The following is a 1,522-nucleotide window of genomic DNA, read 5'->3' as shown; positions in this document are numbered from 1 at the left end:
AGTAAATCATCGGCTTGTCATAGATAGGCAACAGCTGCTTGCTCACTGCCATGGTCACAGGATAGAGACGGGTGCCTGAGCCACCGGCCAGAATAATGCCTTTACGTTTGGTCATGATGCTTGTTTCTTATTTTTAAATTGCAAAAGAAAAGGGTGGCTTGCAGCCACACCTTTCTGTTTTATCCCTGCCAGCCAGAGAGGCGTTCAACACATCTCTGGCCAGTGATTTACTTACCGAGGATCTCGGTCAACATCCGCTCCACACCGACGGTCCACTCCGGCAGCACCAAATCGAAGGTGCGCTGAAATTTGCCAGTATCAAGACGGGAGTTATGGGGGCGTTTGGCCGGGGTCGGGAAGGCACTGGTCGGCACCGCATTGAGCTGCGTCACCGCCAGTTCAACACCGGCCTCTCTGGCTTTGGCAAACACCAGCTGGGCGTAGTCAAACCAGGTGGTGGTGCCGGAGGCAATCAGATGATACAGCCCGGCGACCTCAGGGTTGCGCTGCGCTACGCGGATCGCATGGGCGGTGCAATCAGCCAGCAACTCGGCGCCGGTCGGGGCGCCAAACTGGTCATTGATGACCGACATCTCGCTACGTTCCTTGCCAAAGCGCAGCATGGTCTTGGCAAAGTTGGCACCCCGAGCGGCGTACACCCAGCTGGTGCGGAAAATCAGGTGACGGGAACAAAGCGCGGCCCCTTGCTCACCCGCCAGCTTGGTTTCGCCATAGACGTTGAGCGGGGCGGTGGCATCGGTTTCCACCCAGGGACGCTCACCGCTGCCATCGAACACATAGTCGGTGGAGTAATGCACCAACCAGGCACCCAAGGCTTCCGCTTCTTTGGCTATCGCAGCCACGCTGGTCGCGTTGAGCAGCTCGGCAAACGCCCGCTCGCTCTCGGCCTTGTCGACTGCGGTGTGGGCTGCGGCATTGACAATCACGTCCGGCTTGACCAGACGTACCGTGTCGGCCACCCCGGCCGGGTTGCTGAAATCACCGCAATAATCGGTCGAGTCAAAATCGACGGCCGTGATCCGCCCCAGCGGCGCCAGTGCGCGTTGCAGCTCCCAGCCTACCTGACCGTTTTTGCCAAACAGCAGAATATGCATCAGGCACGCTCCCCGTAGTTCTGTTCGATCCAGGACTGATAGGAGCCACTCTTCACGTTGTTGACCCACTGCTGGTTATCCAGATACCACTGTACGGTTTTGCGAATGCCAGACTCGAACGTTTCTTGCGGTTGCCAAGCAAGCTCACTGCTCATCTTGCTGGCATCGATGGCATAGCGGCGATCGTGGCCGGGGCGATCCGCCACATAGGTGATTTGCTCACGATAAGAGCCCGCTTTGGGCACCATCTCGTCCAGCAGATCGCAGATGGTGTGGACCACCTCCAGATTCTGCTTCTCGTTATGACCGCCGATGTTGTAGGTCTCCCCGACCACGCCTGTGGTCACCACCTTGTAGAGCGCACGCGCGTGGTCTTCCACATAGAGCCAGTCACGGATCTGGTCGCC

3 protein-coding genes are annotated in these 1,522 nt (G+C 58.3%); all 3 read right to left on the bottom strand.

The genetic code is table 11. The features are described 5' to 3' along the window. On the bottom strand, positions 1 to 115 hold a 115-nt coding region (locus G5367_RS20050), incomplete at its 3' end, for a sugar phosphate nucleotidyltransferase (protein ID WP_421245235.1). 112 nt (positions 116 to 227) lie between these two features. Further along, positions 228 to 1,115 carry a dTDP-4-dehydrorhamnose reductase gene (gene rfbD / locus G5367_RS20045; RefSeq protein WP_421245233.1) on the bottom strand — a complete coding sequence of 296 codons (888 nt, stop codon included), beginning with the start codon at positions 1,113 to 1,115 and terminating at the stop codon, positions 228 to 230. After that, positions 1,115 to 1,522, bottom strand: a 408-nt coding sequence (locus tag G5367_RS20040; protein WP_421294930.1) for a GDP-mannose 4,6-dehydratase, incomplete at its 5' end; no start/stop codon positions are given. The genes G5367_RS20040 and rfbD, both read right to left, overlap by 1 nt.

The organism is Aeromonas sp. 604282 (genome assembly GCF_049170575.1).
Lineage (GTDB): Bacteria > Pseudomonadota > Gammaproteobacteria > Enterobacterales > Aeromonadaceae > Aeromonas > Aeromonas veronii_A.
This window is presented reverse-complemented; position numbering and strand designations above follow the sequence as displayed.

Coding starts and splice junctions, on each gene's coding strand:
- rfbD (WP_421245233.1), bottom strand. CDS start 1,115: ATGCATATTCTGCTGTTTGGCAAAAACGGTCAGGTAGGCTGGGAGCTG.